13 protein-coding genes, 1 tRNA gene and 1 pseudogene are annotated in these 19173 nt (G+C 60.9%); 12 read left to right on the top strand and 3 right to left on the bottom strand.

Going from position 1 to position 19173, the window contains the following annotated elements:
* Window positions 1–40: 40 nt before the first annotated feature.
* The 3 genes from LOY28_RS14510 to LOY28_RS14500 all read left to right on the top strand — a co-directional run bounded on the left by LOY28_RS14510 (window position 41) and on the right by LOY28_RS14500 (window position 5021).
* Window positions 41–1708 carry a VRR-NUC domain-containing protein gene (locus tag LOY28_RS14510; RefSeq protein ID WP_258614375.1) on the top strand — a complete coding sequence of 556 codons (1668 nt, stop codon included), beginning with the start codon at window positions 41–43 and terminating at the stop codon, window positions 1706–1708.
* Window positions 1705–3984 (top strand): ATP-dependent DNA helicase, encoded by a 2280-nt coding sequence (locus LOY28_RS14505; protein ID WP_258614374.1) that lies wholly within the window; start codon window positions 1705–1707, stop codon window positions 3982–3984. Before LOY28_RS14510 ends, LOY28_RS14505 begins: the two co-directional genes overlap by 4 nt.
* A 128-nt stretch (window positions 3985–4112) precedes the next feature.
* The gene (locus LOY28_RS14500; RefSeq protein WP_258614373.1) at window positions 4113–5021 is read left to right on the top strand and encodes a zeta toxin family protein; all 909 of its coding nucleotides are present in this window, start codon (window positions 4113–4115) and stop codon (window positions 5019–5021) included.
* 52 nt (window positions 5022–5073) lie between these two features.
* On the opposite strand, the gene LOY28_RS14495 is transcribed toward LOY28_RS14500, so the two are convergent.
* Complete coding sequence (locus LOY28_RS14495) at window positions 5074–6222, bottom strand: MalY/PatB family protein (protein WP_258614371.1); 1149 nt, start codon at window positions 6220–6222, stop codon at window positions 5074–5076.
* Between the two features lie 235 nt (window positions 6223–6457).
* On the opposite strand from LOY28_RS14495, the gene fdnG reads away from it, so the two are divergent.
* From fdnG to LOY28_RS14460, 7 genes and pseudogenes are all read left to right on the top strand, one after another.
* Window positions 6458–9523, top strand: a complete 3066-nt coding sequence (gene fdnG, locus LOY28_RS14490; protein ID WP_258614370.1) for a formate dehydrogenase-N subunit alpha — start codon at window positions 6458–6460, stop codon at window positions 9521–9523.
* Window positions 9524–10468, top strand: a complete 945-nt coding sequence (gene fdxH, locus LOY28_RS14485) for a formate dehydrogenase subunit beta (RefSeq protein WP_258614369.1) — start codon at window positions 9524–9526, stop codon at window positions 10466–10468.
* Window positions 10465–11118, top strand: coding sequence for a formate dehydrogenase subunit gamma (locus tag LOY28_RS14480; protein WP_258614368.1), 654 nt, complete (start codon window positions 10465–10467; stop codon window positions 11116–11118). The genes fdxH and LOY28_RS14480 overlap by 4 nt, the downstream gene beginning before the upstream one ends.
* A 4-nt stretch (window positions 11119–11122) precedes the next feature.
* Window positions 11123–11882 (top strand): annotated as a pseudogene (fdhE, locus tag LOY28_RS14475) (formate dehydrogenase accessory protein FdhE).
* Window positions 11883–11942: 60 nt separating this feature from the next.
* A complete protein-coding gene (selA, locus tag LOY28_RS14470) occupies window positions 11943–13391 on the top strand; it encodes an L-seryl-tRNA(Sec) selenium transferase (RefSeq protein WP_258614367.1) in 1449 nt (482 codons plus the stop codon).
* Complete coding sequence (gene selB / locus LOY28_RS14465; RefSeq protein WP_258614364.1) at window positions 13388–15307, top strand: selenocysteine-specific translation elongation factor; 1920 nt, start codon at window positions 13388–13390, stop codon at window positions 15305–15307. The genes selA and selB overlap by 4 nt, the downstream gene beginning before the upstream one ends.
* Before the next feature lie 6 nt (window positions 15308–15313).
* Window positions 15314–15409, top strand: a tRNA-Sec gene (locus tag LOY28_RS14460).
* A gap of 18 nt (window positions 15410–15427) precedes the next feature.
* On the opposite strand, the gene LOY28_RS14455 is transcribed toward LOY28_RS14460, so the two are convergent.
* Window positions 15428–16780, bottom strand: coding sequence for an OprD family porin (locus LOY28_RS14455; RefSeq protein ID WP_155944796.1), 1353 nt, complete (start codon window positions 16778–16780; stop codon window positions 15428–15430).
* Window positions 16781–16829: 49 nt separating this feature from the next.
* A complete protein-coding gene (locus tag LOY28_RS14450) occupies window positions 16830–17483 on the bottom strand; it encodes a hydrolase (RefSeq protein ID WP_028940578.1) in 654 nt (217 codons plus the stop codon).
* A 223-nt stretch (window positions 17484–17706) separates the two neighbouring features.
* Between LOY28_RS14450 and LOY28_RS14445 the strand changes: the two genes are divergently transcribed.
* Window positions 17707–18672, top strand: coding sequence for a tripartite tricarboxylate transporter substrate binding protein (locus tag LOY28_RS14445; RefSeq protein ID WP_018925961.1), 966 nt, complete (start codon window positions 17707–17709; stop codon window positions 18670–18672).
* 1 nt (window position 18673) lies between these two features.
* Window positions 18674–19165, top strand: coding sequence for a tripartite tricarboxylate transporter TctB family protein (locus LOY28_RS14440; RefSeq protein ID WP_111453354.1), 492 nt, complete (start codon window positions 18674–18676; stop codon window positions 19163–19165).
* Window positions 19166–19173 lie beyond the last annotated feature (8 nt).

The following is a 19173-nucleotide window of genomic DNA, read 5'->3' as shown; positions in this document are numbered from 1 at the left end:
CATAGCTGGTATCTGTACGCATAACCAGTATTCGCTTGCCATGGCCCGATTGCCCGTGATTGTAAATCCGCTCGATGATCCGTTCTATTACTTGAACAACTTCATGCAAGTGCTTGATTGGCTTGAGCATCGTTATGCCGATGTACTCAGCATCGAAGAGCAGGACTTCATCCGCGACTTCAATCGACTGCCCCGCGAGTCCCAGGCTTTGCTGGTCAGATTGGTGATGCGCAAGGGCGTGCATTTCAGGGCCGGCAAACTGAGTTACGTCGAAATCGGCGACATCGCCAGCGCCGCCGCGCCGCTCCTGGCCCTGGGCTGGATCGACGAGCAGTTGCCGCTGCCTGTCGAGGAGGTGTTCGAGGTGCTGCTCAAGGCCGAGATTCTCCAGTGTTTTGGCGATGCCATCGATCAACCGAAAGGCAAAAAGAGCGATTGGCTGCCGGCCCTGAGCGAGCAGTTTCCTGAAGAGCAAAGTTTTGCCCAGTGGTGCCCGGCACTGGATGACCGGTTGTTCAGCCTGACCGTCATGGGCCTGTGCGATCGGTTGCGCCTGATGTTCTTCGGCAATCTTTACCAGGATTGGTCGGAATTCGTTCTGGCTGACCTGGGCATCTACACCTACGAAAAAGTCGAGTTTTGCGCCGAGTCCCGAGGCTTGCGCAGCCGCGAAGACGTCGACGCCTGCCTGTTCCTGCACAGCTGTCAGCAGCGTTTCGAGGCGGGTGAAGAGGTGGCGGTGGTTGTCGAGCAAATCAACGGGCTGGAACTCGCCAATCCCTGGCTGCAAAGACGTCGGGCCAAGCTGCTGTTCCAGATCGCTCAGCACTGCGAACGCATGGCGGATTTTTCCACCGCCCTGGGCCTCTACCGCGATTGCGCCTACCCCGGCGCACGCCTGCGGCTGATTCGCGTGCTGGAGCGCTGTGGTGAGTTTCAACTGGCCATGGATTTGGCGAGCCACGCCGAGCAAACCCCGGAAAGCGCCACCGAACATCAGCATTTATTGCGTGTGCTGCCCAGGCTGCGGCGCAAACTGGGCGGGCCGCCGATCAAGCGGCCAGCCCCGCGGGCCATGCAGCGCCTGGACCTGCAATTGCCCAGGCACGACCCGGCATTGTCGGTGGAGTATTACGTTCAGGCGCATCTGGCGGACGAGTCGGCACCGGTGCATTACGTCGAGAACAGCCTGATCAACTCGCTGTTCGGGTTGCTGTGCTGGCCGGCGATCTTCGCCCCGTTGCCGGGGGCGTTTTTTCACCCATTCCAGCGCGGCCCGGCGGACCTGCACAACGAAGACTTTCATGCCCGGCGCGCGGATCTGTTCCAGGCCTGCCTCGCCGAACTCGATGACGGGCGTTACGCCCAGACCATCCGCGAGCGTTACACCGCCAAGTGGGGCGTGCAGTCGCCGTTCGTATTCTGGGGCGCGCTGAGCGAGGAACTGCTGGAGCAGGCGCTCGACTGTCTGCCCGCCGAACACCTCAAGCACTGGTTCAATCGACTGCTGCTCGACATCAAGGCCAACCGCGCCGGCATGCCGGACTTGATCCAGTTCTGGCCGCAACACAAAACCTACCGAATGATCGAAGTCAAAGGCCCCGGCGATCGCCTGCAAGACAACCAATTGCGCTGGCTGGAGTTCTGTCACGAGCACCAGATGCCCATCGCCGTTTGCTATGTGCAATGGGTGGAGCAGGGCGCTTGAGCTACAGCATTGCGGTGCGGGCGTTGTGTGAATTCACCGCCAAGGTCGGCGACCTCGACCTGCGTTTCACCCCGTCGCCAACCGCGCTGGAAGGCATTGTCGGCCATCGCACCGTGGCGTCACGACGCAGCGAGGGTTACCAGAACGAGGTCGCACTTGAGGGCCAGTATCGAACCTTGAGCGTGAAAGGCCGGGCGGATGGCTACGATCCGGGGCAAAACTGCCTCGAAGAAGTCAAAACCTACCGGGGCGACCTGAGCAAGCAACCGGCCAACCACCGGCAGTTGCACTGGGCGCAGGCGAAAGTCTATGGCTGGTTGATGTGCCAGAAACTGGATTTGGCGCAGATCGACCTGGCGCTGGTGTACTTCGACATCGTCAGCGAGAAGGAAACCTGTCTGGTCGAGAACTTCAGCGCCGCCGACTTGCAGCTGTTCTTCGAGCACCACTGCGGGTTGTTCCTGCACTGGGCCGAGCAGGAAATGGCCCATCGCGAAGGGCGCAATCTGGCGGCTCGACAGCTGAGCTTTCCCCATGCCGATTTTCGCCCTGGCCAGCGGCATCTGGCCGAATCGGTGTTCAAGGCAGTCAGCACCGGCCGCTGTCTGATGGCCCAGGCGCCGACCGGTATCGGCAAGACCATTGGCACGCTGTTCCCGATGCTCAAGGCCCTGGCGCCGCAGCAACTGGAAAAGGTGTTTTTCCTCACGGCGAAAACCCCGGGGCGCAAATTGGCGCTGGACGCTGCTCAGGTCATCCTCGACAGTGCCGATGCACAGCCGTTGCGAGTCCTCGAGATGATCGCGCGGGACAAGGCTTGCGAGCACCCGGACAAGGCCTGTCATGGCGAATCCTGCCCGTTGGCCCAGGGTTTTTATGATCGTCTGCCGGACGCGCGTCAGGCCGCCAGTCAATTGAGTCTGTTGAACCAAAGTGCCTTGCGCGAGGTTGCCCTGCAGCACGAGGTTTGTCCTTATTACTTGAGCCAGGAAATGGCCCGCTGGGCGGACGTGGTGGTCGCTGACTACAACTACTATTTCGACTTCAGCGCGTTGCTGTTCGGGTTGGCCCAGGCCAATAACTGGAACGTCGCGGTGCTGGTGGACGAAGCCCACAACCTGGTGGAGCGCGGCCGGCAAATGTACAGCGCCAGCCTCGACCAGGCGACTTTGAACGGCGTACGAAAAACCGCGCCCGAGTCGTTGAAGAGATCCTTGCAGCGAGTCAATCGTGAATGGAATGCCTTGCACGATCAGCAACTCGGCCCCTATCAGGCCTACGACAAAGCCCCGGAAAAACTGCTTCAGGCCTTGTCCTTGTGCTGCGCAAGCATCGGCGACTACCTGAATGATCATCCTCAGGGCCTGGACAGCGGGTTGCAGAATTTTTACTTCGACATGCTGCAATTCGGCCGCGTGGCTGAACTGTTCGACGAGCATTTCCTGTTCGACATCAGCAAGCGTGACCTCGAGCGCAAGCGCAATCTGTCGCAGCTGTGCCTGCGCAATGTGGTACCCGCCGGTTTCCTCCGCCCGCGCCTGACCGCAGCGCGCAGCACGGTGCTGTTTTCCGCGACCCTGAGCCCTCGGCATTACTACGCCGACTTGCTGGGCACTCCGGCGAATACGGTATGGATCGATGTGGAATCGCCATTTCACGCCGATCAGCTGCAAGTGCACATCGTCAGCCAGATTTCCACGCGGTTCGTTCACCGTCAGGCGTCCCTTGCGCCCATCGTCGAGCTGATCGCCAAACAGTTCAGCCAACGGCCCGGCAACTACCTGGCGTTTTTCAGCAGCTTCGATTATTTGCAACAAGTGGCGCAGTTGCTGGCCGAGCGGTATCCGCAGATCACGCTGTGGTCGCAATCCCGGGGCATGGGGGAAGCGCAGCGTCAGGACTTTCTCGACCAGTTCACCGCCGACGGGCAGGGCATCGGCTTTGCGGTGCTGGGTGGCGCGTTCGGTGAAGGCATCGATTTGCCCGGCGCCCGCTTGATTGGCGCCTTCATCGCCACCCTGGGGCTGGCGCAACTCAATCCGGTCAACGAACAGCTGAAACAGCGCATGGCGGCGATTTTCGGTGCCGGTTATGACTACACCTACCTGTTTCCAGGTCTGCAGAAAGTGGTGCAGGCGGCAGGAAGGGTGATCCGTACACGGGAGGATCAAGGGGTGGTGATGCTGATCGACGACCGGTTTGGGGAGAGTAAGGTCAAGCAATTGCTGCCGCGTTGGTGGTCCGTTGAGCTGACGCAATTTCCTTCTGGTTTGTAGGAGTTTTTACCTTGTAAAACAGTGACATATCTTGAAAGACACGCTCGTTTGAACAAACAACGAAACACCGCTTTATTCAAAGGGCAGGCAATCACTTTCAAGCGAATCTTTGATAAGGAAATCAAGGTATGTCAGTAGCACCGAATTACGCTTACACGCCAGAACAAGTCACCGCAGCGTTCACTGAAATCACCACCACATTATTCAGTGGCATCACCGCCGAAACACTCCCCAAGATGCTGATTGTCGCGGGGGTACAGGGCTCGGGTAAAACCTATCTGCTGGAAAAAAGCCTTTTGCCCACCAGCCGCTATGCCAATTATGTCCGGCTGTACTTGCCCGAATACCGAAAAAAACACCCTCAATACGCAGAAATGATCAAACTCGGTGTCCTGCACGCTTATGAACATACGGAGGCTTTTGTCCGGGATGTGAGCACGAAGATCTTCACCGAGGCGTTTAAAAACAAATACAACATCATCATGGAATGTGCATTCGACAGCATCGATTTCGCGGCTTTCCCACCGACGGCGACGGCTGCCGGCTACCAGTTCGAAACTCACATCGTCGCCTGCAATCAGGAGTTCGCTCATGTATCGAGCATCAAAAGAGCACTGAAAAGCCTGGAAGATCAGGAAATGGAAAGATTTCTCCCGGCATCAAAGCTGGAGGCCAGCATGAGATATGCACAAGCGATCATCCCGGCCTTCGAGACAGCCGCAAAGGCGATCAGCGGCTCGCAAATCATCTTGTACGAGCGTGGGTTTGGTGGTTTGAAAGACCGTGTCTTGCGCGCTCAGAGCACCTACACAAAGGCCGCCAACGGAGCAATCGACTCGACGACACTCAACGCGCATTTTTCGCACGGTGTCTATTCCGGCATCATCGACAAACATGTCTTCGCGATGACCGACCGGGACGAAATGGTCAAAGAATGTCATGTGGCGTTGCATAAGTCCCGGACCCATGCCCGCTATGTCCCGAACTTCGTCTACAACGAGCTGTACGCTTACATCGTCAAATACGTGTACCGATAATCCGCGCTGTAGGAGCTCAGCTCCTACAGTTGATCCGTGGTTGCCGCACGAGTCAGCGGTTGCGCAAACTACGCTCCATCCGCGCAATCCCTTCTTCCAGCAACGCCCGTGGGCAGCCGAAGTTCAAGCGCACGAATTGCTGGGCGTGATCGCCGAAATCCAGCCCGGCGCTCAGCCCGACTCTGGCCTGTTCGAGGAAGAATTGCTGCGGGTTGTCCAGCCCCAGTGCCGTGCAATCGAGCCACGCCAGATAAGTGCCCTGGGGAACGTTCATGGTCACGCCCGGCAACCGCGTGCGAACGGCCTCCACCAGATAGTCCCGATTGCTTTGCAGGTAGGCCATGAGTTCGGTCAGCCATGGGCGGCCTTCGCTGTAGGCGACGCGGGTGGCTTCCAGGCCCAGCGGGTTGACGCTGTCGACCATGCCGCAGCGGGCATGGTTGACGCGATGGAGCAGCGCTGCGTCTTGAATGATCATGAACGCAGTCTTCAGGCCAGCGATGTTGTAGGCCTTGCTCGCCGACATCAAGGTGATGGTGCGCTTGGCGATCTGCGGGCTGAGCGAGGCGGTCGGAATATGCACGCGCCCATCGAAGCACAGCTCGGAATGAATCTCGTCGGAGATGATCCAGGCACCCTGTTCCAGGCAGATGTCGGCAACCGCTTGCAGTTCTTCCCGAGGGAAGACCTTGCCCAGCGGGTTATGCGGGTTGCTCAGCAGCAACGCGCCACCGCCTTGCAGAGCCTGGCGCAAGGCATCGAGTGGCGTGGCGTACGTGCCATCGGCCAGCACGTTGAAGTCCAGTTCGACCTTGTTCAGCTGCCAGTGGCCCGGCGCATGGCGCAGTGGTGGGTAGTTGGGTGTCTGCACGACCACGTTCTGTTGCGGCTGAACCAGTGCATGCAGGGCCATGTTGAAGCCTGATTCGATACCCGGCAGGAACACCAGTTCCTGGGGCTGCACACGCCAGGCGTACTTGTCCCACAGGTCGGCGACGATGGCGTCACGCAAGTCATCCTGGGCCACGCTGTAACCGAGCATCGGGTGTTCCAGGCGTTTTTGCAGGGCCTGAATGATCGCCGGTGGTGCGGCGAAGTCCATGTCCGCGACCCACATCGGCAACACGTCGGCCGGGTAGCGGCTCCACTTGGTGCTGCCGGTGCCATGGCGGTCGAACACCTGATCAAAATCGAAAGTCATGCTCAGTCTCATAAAAGGCAGAGGGGGTAATCCGGCGACCATGATAAGCGCCAACCTTCACTGCTGGCGAGTTGTGCAACAGGGCATGACCGGCAAGCCGCCGACGGTCGGTTTTCAGACCGTGCACCACAACATTGTCTAAAGTTCTAATTGGCGGTAGTTCCGTTGCCGTCACCGTGATCGTCCAGAAAAACCCGGCCAACGCACCGGGTTTCCACCTGATCAGGAGTGCACGATGGACCTCAACCGTCGTCAGTTCTTCAAGGTCGCTGGTCTCGGCCTTGCAGGATCCACCCTTGGCGCGCTGGGCATGGCCCCGACGCCAGCCTTCGCCGAACAAGTGCGTCATTTCAAGCTCGCCCATACCCATGAAACCCGCAACACCTGCCCGTACTGCTCGGTCGGCTGCGGCTTGATCATGTACAGCCAGGGCGACAATGCGAAGAATGTCGCCCAGAGCATCATTCACATCGAAGGCGATGCCGACCACCCGGTCAATCGCGGCACCCTCTGCCCAAAAGGCGCAGGCCTGCTCGACTTCATTCACAGCCCCAGCCGTCTGCAATACCCGCAAGTGCGCAAGCCCGGCACCAAGGAGTGGACGCGGATCTCCTGGGATGAAGCGCTGGACCGTATCGCCGACCTGATGAAGGCCGACCGTGACGCCAACTTCATCGAGAAGAACGCCCAGGGGCAAACGGTGAACCGCTGGCTGACCACCGGTTTCCTCGCGGCCTCGGCCTCGTCCAACGAAGCGGGTTACATCACCCACAAGGTCATTCGCAGTCTGGGCATGCTGGGGTTCGATAACCAGGCACGTGTCTGACATGGCCCGACGGTGGCAAGTCTTGCCCCGACGTATGGCCGTGGTGCCATGACCAACCACTGGACCGATATCGCCAACGCGAATCTGGTTCTGGTGATGGGCGGCAACGCAGCAGAAGCGCACCCTTGCGGTTTCAAATGGGTGACCGAAGCCAAAGCCCACAACAAGGCGCGGCTGATTGTGGTCGACCCGCGTTTCACCCGTACGGCCTCGGTGGCGGACTATTACGCACCGATCCGCACCGGCACCGACATCGCCTTCATGGGCGGGCTGATCAATTACCTGCTGACCGAAGACAAGATCCAGCACGAATACGTGCGGAGCTATACGGACGTGTCGTTCATCGTCAAGGCCGGCTACGGTTTCGAGGATGGCTTGTTCAGCGGTTACGACGCGAGCAAGCGCAGCTACACCGACAAGTCCGGCTGGGGGTATGAGATCGGCGAGGACGGCTTTGCCAAAGTCGACCCGACCTTGCAGGACCCACACTGCGTCTATCAATTGATGAAGCAGCATTACAGCCGCTACACCCTGGAGCTGGCCAGTCAGGTCTGTGGCATGCCCACCGACGCGATGAAGAAAATCTGGGAAGAGATTGCCACGTGTGCGCAACCGGGCAAGACCATGACGATTCTCTATGCCCTGGGCTGGACCCAGCACTCGATCGGCTCGCAGATGATCCGCAGCGCGGCCATGGTGCAACTGCTGCTGGGCAACATCGGCATGCCGGGCGGGGGCGTCAACGCTTTGCGCGGGCACTCCAACATCCAGGGCCTGACCGACCTCGGCTTGCTGTCTAACCTGTTGCCCGGTTACCTGACCCTGCCGTCCGAAGCCGAACAGGACTACAACGCCTACATCGCCAAACGCGCCCTCAAACCGCTGCGTCCCGGGCAGATGTCCTACTGGCAGAACTACGGCAAGTTCCACGTCAGCCTGATGAAAGCCTGGTACGGCGCCAATGCCACCGCCGAGAATCACTGGGGCTACGACTGGCTGCCGAAACTGGATATTCCCGGCTACGACATCCTGAAAATGTTCGACATGATGGGCAAGGGCCAGGTCAACGGCTACATGTGTCAGGGCTTCAACCCGATCGCCGCCTTGCCGGACAAGAACCGGGTGATGAAGGCACTGGCCAAACTCAAGTGGCTGGTGGTGATGGACCCGCTGGCCACCGAGACCTCGGAGTTCTGGCGCAACGTCGGGCCTTACAACGATGTGCAAACGGCCGACATCCAGACCGAAGTCATCCGTCTGCCCACCACCTGTTTCGCCGAAGAAAACGGCTCGCTGGTCAACAGCGGCCGCTGGCTGCAATGGCACTGGAAGGGGGCCGACGGCCCGGGACAGGCGCGTACCGACGTGAAGATCATGGCCGAGCTGTTCATGCGCCTGCGCCAGCGCTACCAGGCCAACGGCGGCGCCTGGGCCGAGCCGATCCTCAAGCTCGACTGGCCCTACAAAGTACCGGATGACCCGACACCGGAAGAACTGGCCCGGGAATTCAACGGCTACGCCATCGCCGATGTCACCGACGCCTCGGGTGCGGTGGTCAAGGCCGGTCAGCAACTGTCCGGTTTCGCCCAGCTCAAGGACGATGGCAGCACGGCCTCCGGTTGCTGGATCTTCTGCGGCAGTTGGACCGAGCAGGGCAACAACATGGCCCGTCGTGACAACAGTGATCCTTACGGCATGAAGCAGAACCTCGGCTGGGCGTGGGCCTGGCCGGCGAACCGACGGATTCTCTACAACCGCGCCTCTTGCGACCCTCAAGGCAAACCGTGGGATGCGAAAAAGCGGCTGGTGTGGTGGAACGGCAAGGTCTGGACCGGCACCGACGTGCCCGACTACAAGGTCGATGTGCCGCCGGAAGCCGGGATGAACCCGTTCATCATGAACCCCGAAGGCGTGGCGCGGTTCTTCGCCCTCGACAAGATGAACGAAGGGCCATTCCCCGAACACTATGAACCGTTCGAGACGCCCATCGGCATCAACCCGATGCACCCCAATAACAAACAGGCGACCAGCAACCCGGCCGGGCGGATCTTCGATTCGGTCTGGGACACCCTGGGCCAGGCCAAGGACTTCCCTTATGCGGCGACCAGCTACCGGCTGACCGAACACTTCCACTTTTGGACCAAGCATTGCCCGATCAACGCCGTGACCCAGCCCGAGCAGTTCGTCGAGATCGGCGAGGCGCTGGCCAAGGAGAAGGGGATTGCCGCTGGCGACCGGGTTAGGGTCAGTTCCAAGCGCGGACATATCGAAGCAGTGGCGGTGGTGACCAAGCGGATTCGTCCGCTGCAGGTCAACAATCAGGTGGTGCACCAGATCGGTATCCCGTTGCACTGGGGTTTCACCGGCGCCACCCGCCACGGTTACCTGACCAACACCCTGGTGCCGTTCCTCGGTGATGGCAACACACAGACCCCGGAATCCAAGTCATTCCTGGTCAACGTGGAGAAAGTCTAAATGGCCAGCCAAGACATCATCGCCCGTTCGGCCACCACCACCGTGCCGCCCTCGGTGCGCACCCAGGAGGAAGTGGCCAAGCTGATCGACACCACCAAGTGCATCGGCTGCAAGGCCTGCCAGGTCGCCTGCTCGGAATGGAACGAGCTACGCGACGATGTCGGTCACAACCTGGGCACCTACGACAACCCTCACGACCTCAGCGCAGACACCTGGACCCTGATGCGCTTCACCGAGCATGAAACCGACGCCGGCAACCTCGAATGGTTGATCCGCAAGGACGGCTGCATGCACTGCGCCGAGCCCGGCTGCCTGGCGGCATGCCCGAGCCCCGGCGCGATCATCAAACACGCCAACGGCATCGTCGACTTCGATCAGGACCACTGCATCGGCTGCGGCTATTGCATCACCGGTTGCCCGTTCAACATTCCACGCATCTCGCAAAAGGACCACAAGGCCTATAAATGCACGCTGTGTTCGGACCGGGTGGCGGTGGGGCTGGAACCGGCCTGCGTGAAAACCTGCCCGACCGGCGCCATCGTGTTCGGCAGCAAGGAAGACATGAAGGAACACGCCGCCGAACGCATCGTCGACCTCAAGAGCCGCGGCTTCGACAACGCCGGTTTGTATGACCCCGCGGGCGTCGGTGGCACCCACGTCATGTATGTGTTGCACCACGCCGACACGCCCAAGTTGTATGCCGGGCTGCCGGATCACCCGGCGATCAGTCCGCTGGTGGACCTGTGGAAAGGCCTGAGCAAACCCCTGGCGCTGCTGGCCATGGGCGCGGCGGTGCTGGCCGGGTTCTTCCACTACGTGCGTGTCGGGCCACAACTGATCGAGGAAGACGAACATCCGACCACCGTCGACCCTGCCGTGCATGAGTTCGATCCGTCGGTGCACACATTCGATCCGACCAAACCGGGCGGGGAGGACAGGCCATGAACGACAAACCGATCCTACGCTACACCGCCAACCAGCGCACCAACCACTGGCTGGTGGCGATTGTGTTCCTCTTGGCCGCGTTGTCGGGGCTGGCCTTGTTTCATCCGGGGTTGTTCTGGCTCAGCAATTTGTTTGGCGGCGGTTCGTGGACGCGCATTCTGCATCCGTACCTGGGCGTGACGATGTTTGTGCTGTTCCTCGGCCTGGTGTGCAGTTTCTGGCGGGCGAACTACTTCATCACCAACGACCGGCTGTGGCTCAGGCGTGTCGGGCATGTGATCCGTAACGAGGAGGAGGGCGTGCCGCCCATCGGTAAATACAATCCGGGGCAGAAGCTGCTGTTCTGGGTATTGTTGATCTGCATGCTGGTGCTGCTATTCAGCGGATTGGTGATCTGGCGTGCCTGGTTCAGTGCGTACTTCGGCATCACCAGCATCCGCTGGGCGATGCTGCTGCATGCGCTGGCAGGGTTCATCCTGGTGTTGAGCATCATCGTCCACGTCTATGCTGGTATCTGGATTCGCGGTTCGGTCCACGCCATGGTGCGTGGCCGGGTCAGCCGCGCCTGGGCGAGAAAACACCATGAGCTCTGGTACCGGGAAGTGACCGGCGACGAAACGCCAGAGCCACCGATCAGCAAAAAAGGATGATCCCTTGGCCACAATCCTCGAGCCCGGGCAAATAGAAGCGGCGGCGAGTTCACCGCCGTTTTTGTACCTGCCGCCGAACAACCTGTTCACCCTGCGCGCGTTGCGCCTGGAACGTTTGGCTGCCCTATCTCGAAGCCTTGCTGCAACGCTATCAGCCTTCGCCACACGCTGCAGTAGAAAACGCCGTGGCGACGTTGCGCAGCGCGAACCCTGGGCTGCTCAAGGCGTGGGCGATTGCCCTGGTCAGCGGCCAGTACTCGATGCTGCCGGCAGCGCTGGTGCCGTTTCTCGGTGCCGCGCTGCAAGCGGCCTGGAGTTATTGGCTGCTGAACACGCCCAACCTTGAACTCCATCTACAGCAACAGCATGGCGACAGCCTCAGCCAATGCCCGGCCTGCGGTTCGCCGGCGATGGCCGGGGTGATTCGTCATCGCGGCAAATACAACGGTTTGCGTTATCTGGTGTGCTCGTTGTGTGCCTGCGAGTGGCATGTGGTGCGGGTCAAATGCGTGTATTGCGAACAGAGCAAGGGGCTTGAATACGTCAGCTTCGAGGATGATCGCCACGCTGCCAATCAGGCACCGCTGCGGGCGGAAGTCTGCCCCGGCTGCAACAGCTACTCGAAACTGCTCTACCTGGAAAACGACGCCGAAGCCGAAGCCCTGTCGGCGGACCTGTCCAGCCTGATGCTGGACATGCGTCTGGAGCAGGAAGGCTATCAGCGGCCAGCGCCCAATCTGCTGCTGGCGCCCGGAGGCGACTGAGCTTATCGATCCCAGCGGCTACACTCAGACGCGACGGTCACTCGCTTCCGGGAGCCTCTGATGCCCGCAACCCTCGCCGGCAAAACCTTGCGGCTGCCTTCCATCGACAGCCTGCTACGCCATCCCGCCTGCCAACCGTTGGCCGAGCGTTACGGACACGACGCACTGCTGGCCGGCCTGCGGCAATTGCTCGATGACTTGCGCGAGCCGGTGCACAACGGTGAACTCGCTGCCATTGAAATCGCCCCCGACGTATTAGCGGGGAGGGCAGGTGAGCGTCTGGCAATTCAGCATCGCAGCCAGATCCGCCGGGTGTTCAACCTCACAGGCACGGTGCTGCACACCAACCTCGGTCGCGCGTTGTTGCCGGAAGAAGCCATTGAAGCGGTGCAACGGGCTGCACGCTATCCGCTCAATCTGGAATTCGACCTGCACAGCGGCAAGCGCGGCGACCGGGACGATTTGATTGAAGGCTTGATCCGCGAACTGACCGGCGCCGAAGCGGTGACGGTGGTCAACAACAATGCCGCCGCCGTGTTGCTGACGCTCAACAGCCTGGGCGCGCGCAAGGAAGGGATCATCTCCCGAGGAGAGTTGATCGAAATCGGCGGCGCGTTTCGCATTCCCGACATCATGGCCCGCGCCGGGGTGCGGTTGCATGAGGTGGGCACCACCAACCGCACCCATGCTCGCGATTACGAGGCCGCCATCGGCCCGCACAGTGGTCTGCTGATGCGCGTACACGCGAGCAATTACAGCATCGAAGGCTTCACCGCGAGAGTGCCGACGGCGGAATTGGCGCAGCTGGCTCACCGCCACGGACTGCCCTTGCTCGAAGACCTCGGCAGCGGCAGCCTGCTGGACCTGACACGCTGGGGGTTGCCCGCCGAACCGACGGTGCGCCAGGCGTTGCTCGACGGTGCGGACGTCGTCACCTTCAGCGGCGACAAACTGCTTGGCGGGCCTCAGGCCGGATTGATTGTCGGCCGCAAAGACCTGATCGCCAGGATCAAGAAGAATCCGCTCAAGCGTGCCTTGCGGGTCGACAAACTGACCCTGGCCGCCCTCGAAGCCGTATTGGCGCTGTACCGCGATCCCGATCGTCTGGCCGAACGACTGCCGAGTCTGCGTCTATTGACCCGGCCCCAAGCCGACATCCTCGCCCAGGCCGAACGCCTGCAACCGTCATTGGCGCAGGTGCTGGGCGATGGCTGGAGCGTCAGCGCGGTGCCAGCACTGGGCATGATCGGCAGCGGCAGCCAACCCGTGGCCCGATTGCCCAGCGCGGCGTTATGCCTGCGGCCCAACGTTTCCAAACGCCTGCGTGGGCGACGGTTGCTAGGGCTGGAGGCAGCATTACGGCAACTGCCCATTCCGGTGCTCGGTCGCATTGACGATGACGCCTTGTGGCTCGACCTGCGTCAACTCGACGACGAAGCCGCGTGGCTGGCGCAGCTCAATCAGCTGGCGCAATTCGATCAACTGCAGGAGGAGGGCCGGGACGGGTGATTGTCGGCACGGCGGGGCATATCGATCACGGCAAGACTTCCTTGCTCCAGGCACTGACCGGGCAGGCCGGTGATCGTCGCCGCGAAGAACGCGAACGTGGCATGACCATCGACCTGGGCTATGTCTATGCGGCGCTGGAACCGGGCGCCGCCCTGACGGGTTTTATCGACGTGCCCGGCCATGAGCGCTTCACCCACAACATGTTGGCCGGCGCTCAAGGGATTGATCTGGTGTTGCTAGTGGTAGCGGCCGATGACGGCGTCATGCCGCAAACCCGTGAACACTTGGCGATTGTCGAGTTGCTGGGCATCCCTCGGGCACTGATTGCAATCAGCAAGTGCGACCGGGTTGACCCGGCTCGGGTGCAGGCTGTTCGTGAGCAGATCGATGCATTACTGGCGCCCGGCCCGTATGCCGGCGCGCCGCAAATCCCGCTGTCGAGTGTCACTGGCGAGGGCATCGAGACACTGCGCCAAGCCTTGCTGGATGCACAGCATGAGGTTGTTCAACGCAGCACCGGCGGCGGTTTTCGTCTGGCGATTGATCGGGCCTTCAGCGTGGCCGGCGCCGGCATCGTGGTGACCGGTACGGCGTTGTCCGGCCAAGTGGCGGTGGGCGATACGCTGATGTTGAGCCCGCAGGGCAAACTGGTGCGAGTACGTGGCCTGCATGCGCAAAACCAGGCCGCTGACAACGCAATGGCCGGGCAGCGCGTCGCGCTGAACCTGAGTGCCGAGCGTCTGGCCCTGGAGCAGATCCACCGTGGCCATTGGCTGGTGGCCGAATGGCTGTATGCGCCGACCCAGCGTCTGGATATCCGGATGAGCGTGTTGACCAGCGAAGCGCGAAGCTTCGAACACTTTCAACCGGTGCATGTACATATTGGAACTCAGGACGTGACGGGGCGGGTGGCCTTGCTGGAAGGTTCCAGCCTGGCACCGGGCGGGCAGATGTTCGCGCAACTGCTGGTCAATGTACCGGTGTTGGCAGTGAAGGGCGACCGTTTGATCCTGCGCGACCAAAGCGCCCAACGCACCCTTGGCGGTGGCCAAGTGCTGGACCCGTTCGCCCCGGCCCGACATCGTCGCAGCCCTGAGCGATTGGCGCAGCTACAGGCGCTGTCCACCGCCAATAGCCTGGAAGCGGCACTGCCGGCGCTGCTGGCCAACAGCGACACCGGGCTCGATCCGCTGCGCCTGGAGCGTCAGTTCAACCGTCCGCGCGAGACTTGGGAATTGCCTGATGACGTGCGTCTCATCGATACGCGGCAGGGGCCATTGTTGTTCAGTGCGGTGCGTTGGGAAGCGCTGAAAGCGCCGCTGCTGGAACACCTCGCACGCTTTCATCAACTCGAACCGGACCAGATGGGACCGGACCGGGATCGCCTGCGTCGCTTCGCCGGCAGCGTGCTGGAACGGTCGACCTTTATCAGCCTGCTCGACGAATTACTGGCCAGTGGTGCAATGACGGCCAGCGGCCCGTGGCTGCATTTACCCGATCACCAAGTGCGCTTGAGCGAGGACGACGAAAGCCTCTGGCAACAATTGCAGCCATTGTTCGAACAGGCGGGTTTCGATCCGCCGTGGGTGCGTGATCTGGCCAAAGCCACTGGCCATGACGAGGCTGCCGTGCGCCTGCTGCTGCGCAAGATGGCCCGGTTGGGACTGCTGCATCAAATCGTTCGCGACCTGTTTTACACCGACACGCTGCTGCGCCGATTGGCGGCTATGCTGGTGCAACTGGCCAGCGATAACCCGGTGATCCAGGTCGTCGGGTTTCGCGATGCCGTGGGCCTGGGGCGCAAGCGCAGTATTCAGATTCTTGAGTACTTCGACCGGCTCGGCCTGACCCGCCGCTTTGGCGATCGACGCCATATCCGGCTCGACAATGCACTGGCCCAACAAGCCGCAGTCTGACTTCAAGGAAGGCAATCGCGCCCGGTGGCGCGGCCGGGCTTCAAACCCGGTTGGGGACGGCATCCGTTCCCGGGCAGGTTCGACTCCGGCTGCCTTCCGCCATTTCCATGGTGATCTCGATCACAGGTGCCCGAAGGTCAGCGGGTACTGGATGACGACGTAAACTCTGTCGATGTCATCGCCCGCCTGAGCGGTGTTGGCCCGATGAGACACATGGGACAGTTGCAGTGACAACCCCTTGGCGGAGCCTGACTGCACGATGTAGCGCAGGTCGATGTCGCGCTCCCAATGCCGCCCGCCATCGCCCTGTTGAGGTACGTACTCGCCGATGGTCGGGTCGAACGGGTTGTAGGCCCCACCCTTGGGCGCTCGGGTGCCGTCGATGTCGCTGCCCCGGACATAACGCGTCATGAAACTCAGGCCGGGGATGCCATAAGCACCGAGGTCGAGGTCGTAGCGTGCCTGCCAGGAGCGTTCATGGGCGCCGTTGAAGTCGGCGTACTTGATCGAGTTGGCCAGGTAAATCGAGTCGCCACCGACGAAGTCGAACGGTGTGTCGCCATTGATGCGTTGCCAGGCCAGGGTAAAGGCATGGGCATCAAGGGTGTATTTGCCCGAGAGGCTGTAGGCGGTGTTGTCGATGGCACCGGCCAGTGCCTTGCCGGTGTCCTGCGTGCGGTACAGGTTGGCGTCGAGGAACACGGCGGACTGTTTCAGGTGCAGGTTGGCGTAATACTGGCGCCAGGTGTCGCTCAGCTCGGAGGCGTACAACGCGCCGCCGACAGGACTGTTTGTGAACAGGTCGGTGCCCAGAAACGTGATGCCACCAGCTTCGGTGTTGGCGCCGTAGCCGTAAAAGTTGCCCTTGCTTGTTGTGTTGTCCTGATTCTTGAACGCCGTGAAATGACCAGCCACCAGTTTCATGTTGTCGATTTCGTTGCTGTTCAACAGAAAGCCCGTGGCGTATTCCGGTTGCAGGCGTTTGTCGGAGGTGTCGAACACTGGGGTTTCCACGGTCATTTCACCGAAGGCCAGGGTGGTTCGGGAGGCCCTGATTTTCAGCGCGCCACCGGCACTGGAATAGTTGTCTTCGCTGCGACCGTCACTGTCCAGCGGCAGTAACCCGGTTCCCGAATGCCCTTTGCCGCCGTCGAGCTTCAGCCCCATAAACGCGTGGCTGTCGACGCCGAAACCCAGCGTGCCGGGGGTGAATCCGGATTCAAATGAGCCAATAAAGCCTTGAGCCCACTCTTGTTTGTAGTTCTTGCCCGAAGGCTGGGGTGAGCGGTAGTCGCTGTTGAGGAAGAAATTTCGACTGAGCACCTCAAGCTTCCCGCCCTCGAGAAATCCTTGCGCGGAATCCGGTGTCTCATCCGCCAGGGCTGTTCCGGCAAAAAACACGCAGAGCCAGAAGGACGCCCTGGGTACGTCCTTCCGCCCGGAAATGCGCGGGAGGGTTTGTAAAGAAAACATGACGGATCTCCCGCTTGAAACAGCGACTCCGAAGAGTCGCTATTTATTCTCAATGGCCTTCAGAGGCATGGAACATGGTCTTGGCGTAGATCAGGCCCAGACCATAGGCACCACCGTTGGCGATGGAGGTTTTCACCGTCTCGTCGTAAGTCTCGGTGCGTGCCCAGTCGCGCTGCAGTTCAAGCAGGTATTGCAGCGAAGTCATTGGGCGGGCACCGAGCTGGATCATGCGCTGCACGGCCATTTCATGGGCTTCGATGGAGACATCGCCACAGGCATCGGCGATGAAGTACACCTCGAAGCCTTGGTCGAGGGCCGACAGTGCCGGGCCAACGATGCACACGGAGGTCCACAGGCCGGCCAGGACGATTTTTTGTTTGCCGATGGCGTTGACTTCAACGGCAATGCGCTCGTCTTCCCAGGTGTTCATGCTGGTACGGTCGATCACTTTGTGTTCCGGGAACACCGATTTGATTTCGTCGAAAATCGGGCCGGAGAAGCTTTTCTCGGCAACGGTGGTGAGGATGGTCGACACCTTGAAGCCCCGGGCTGCCTTGGCCACCAGTGCGGCGTTATTGCGCAGGGTGACGGCATCGATCGACTTGGTCGCAAAGGACATTTGCGACTGGTGATCGATCATGATCAGGGTGTGGTCGGTCGGGTTCAGCAGGGTTTTGCCAGGTGCTGCTTTTGCGATGGCCATGATGATGTCCTTGCAAGTGGATTGTGGGTGGTTCACAGGGCCTATGGTTGCGTAGATTTCGATGCGGATATTGAGTCGATGTGCTGTCTTTGATTAACGGCGCATCAGCACAAAGGCCGTCAACAAACACATCTATGACCTACGCTTGTTTCCAGACGAATGCTCACCGAACAGGGGCTCTCCCTGATCGAAAACAACAAGAACGGCTATCCGGAGACGTCTCATGTTTGCACTGGCCCGTCGATTCAGCAGCAACCTCGCCGCTTTCATTACCGCCGCCGCACTCGCATCCCCCGTTTTTGCCCTGGACACCGTCAAGTTCATGGCCCCAGGTTCCGTGGGTGGCGGTTATGACCAGACCGCGCGAGTCCTGGGCAAAGCCATGGTCGAGGCCCAAACGGCCAAAGCCGCCACCTTCGAGAACAAGGGTGGCGCCGGCGGGACCCTGGGGTTGGCGCAATTTGCCAACGCCACCAAGGGCGACCCCGATGCGCTGATCGTGGTCGGCGCGATCATGGTCGCGTCCATCGAGCAGAACAAACCGCAAATCACCTTGAAGGACGTAACCCCGATCGCCCGGCTGTTTACCGAATACAACGTGATCGCCGTACGCGACGACTCGCCGTACAAAACCCTGGAGGACTTGCTCAAGGACTTCAAAGCCAACCCGTCCAGCATCAAATGGGGCGGTGGCTCCAAGGGGTCGATCGACCACATCGGCATCGCCGAACTAGCGAGCAAAATGGACATCCCCGTCAATAAGGTCAATTACGTTGCCTTCGCCGGTGGCGGCGAAGTCGTTGCCGCGGTGCTGGGGGGGCACATCACGGTGATCACCGGCGGCTACGCTGAGCTGGCCAAATACGTGCAGTCCAAACAGTTCCGCTTACTGGCCGTCGGCGCGCCCAACCGCGTTGAAGGCATCGACGCACCGACGCTCAAAGAGTCTGGCTACGACGTGACGATCGGCAACTGGCGGGGTGTTTACGGCGCCGCGGGCCTGACGCCTGAACAGCGCAAGGCACTGACGGAAGCCGTGCTGACCGCCACCAAAAGCGCCGTATGGCAGGAAAACGTAAAAACCAATGCGTGGTCGCCGAGCATTCTGACCGGGGATGATTTCGGCAAATTCGTCGATGAGGAGCACGGACGCCTGCGCGCGATGCTGGTCAAGGTCGGGCTGCTTTGAGATGGCCGGGCGCTGGAGCGTAAGGCCGGCCCAACTGGCGATTGGCGTCGGTATTGTCGTGATCAGTGCGGTATTGGCGGTCGGCGCCTCGCGGTTTCCCGCCGAGATGGGGTTCGTCATCATGCCGGCCTACGTCTATCCCTATGCCGTGGCGGCATTTCTGGGCGCCGTCGGTCTGTTGATGGGCTATCAGGCGCTCACCGGTGGTTTTCGCAACCTCGCCGATGATCATGAGACTTCCGGGGCCGAGCCCGGCGGCAAGTCCGGGGCGACCTGGGTTACGGCAGGGCTGCTGGGCGTGGCGTTGCTCATTTCCTACATCGGCTTCGTATTGGCTGCTGCATTGCTGTTTGCCTGTTCGGCGCGGGGCTTTGGCAGCCGCAGCCCGGTGCGGGACCTGGCCATAGGCATCGCTCTGGCACTGCCGATCTACTGGCTTTTCACCGCCGGGCTAGGGGTTTCCCTTCCGCCCTTGATCAACGCCTGGATCTGATCCAGGCC

This window comes from Pseudomonas sp. B21-017, assembly GCF_024749245.1.
Classification (GTDB): domain Bacteria; phylum Pseudomonadota; class Gammaproteobacteria; order Pseudomonadales; family Pseudomonadaceae; genus Aquipseudomonas.
This window is presented reverse-complemented; position numbering and strand designations above follow the sequence as displayed.

What these genes read in the sequence shown, in the direction of transcription:
- LOY28_RS14440 (WP_111453354.1), top strand. Translation starts at nt 18,674, where the DNA reads ATGGCCGGGCGCTGGAGCGTAAGGCCGGCCCAACTGGCGATTGGCGTC.
- LOY28_RS14480 (WP_258614368.1), top strand. Translation starts at nt 10,465, where the DNA reads ATGAACGACAAACCGATCCTACGCTACACCGCCAACCAGCGCACCAAC.
- selA (WP_258614367.1), top strand. Translation starts at nt 11,943, where the DNA reads ATGCCCGCAACCCTCGCCGGCAAAACCTTGCGGCTGCCTTCCATCGAC.
- LOY28_RS14500 (WP_258614373.1), top strand. Translation starts at nt 4,113, where the DNA reads ATGTCAGTAGCACCGAATTACGCTTACACGCCAGAACAAGTCACCGCA.
- LOY28_RS14455 (WP_155944796.1), bottom strand. Translation starts at nt 16,780, where the DNA reads ATGTTTTCTTTACAAACCCTCCCGCGCATTTCCGGGCGGAAGGACGTA.
- LOY28_RS14495 (WP_258614371.1), bottom strand. Translation starts at nt 6,222, where the DNA reads ATGACTTTCGATTTTGATCAGGTGTTCGACCGCCATGGCACCGGCAGC.
- fdxH (WP_258614369.1), top strand. Translation starts at nt 9,524, where the DNA reads ATGGCCAGCCAAGACATCATCGCCCGTTCGGCCACCACCACCGTGCCG.
- LOY28_RS14445 (WP_018925961.1), top strand. Translation starts at nt 17,707, where the DNA reads ATGTTTGCACTGGCCCGTCGATTCAGCAGCAACCTCGCCGCTTTCATT.
- LOY28_RS14450 (WP_028940578.1), bottom strand. Translation starts at nt 17,483, where the DNA reads ATGGCCATCGCAAAAGCAGCACCTGGCAAAACCCTGCTGAACCCGACC.
- LOY28_RS14510 (WP_258614375.1), top strand. Translation starts at nt 41, where the DNA reads ATGGCCCGATTGCCCGTGATTGTAAATCCGCTCGATGATCCGTTCTAT.